Origin of the sequence: Pseudomonas sp. 21615526 (assembly GCF_013386245.1) — a bacterium.
GTDB lineage: Bacteria > Pseudomonadota > Gammaproteobacteria > Pseudomonadales > Pseudomonadaceae > Aquipseudomonas.
The window spans coordinates 1-261 of the sequence record NZ_JACAOM010000207.1 but is presented as its reverse complement, the minus strand read 5'-3'; the positions used below and the strand labels follow the sequence as shown (position 1 = coordinate 261).

At 62.5% G+C, this 261-nt stretch carries 1 pseudogene; it reads right to left on the bottom strand.

Annotation, left to right across the window (positions count from 1 at the left end):
- Positions 1-261, bottom strand: a pseudogene (locus HX786_RS32120) (ABC transporter permease); the annotation flags it as partial.

Genomic DNA, 261 nt, shown 5'->3' with positions numbered 1-261 from the left:
CAGCAGCCACCAGAAATTCGGTTCGACAAACCCTGACAGGATGATCAACAGATACAGCACCGGCAGCCCGGACCACACTTCCAATATTCGTTGCCCGAGCAAGTCGACCCAGCCGCCGTAATATCCCTGCAACGCACCGGCCGCGATGCCGATGGCGGCGCTGATGGCGGTGAGAGCCAGGGCAAACAGGATCGACACCCGGGCGCCGAAGATCACCCGCGCCAGCACGTCGCGGGATTGGTCATCGGTGCCCAGCCAGTT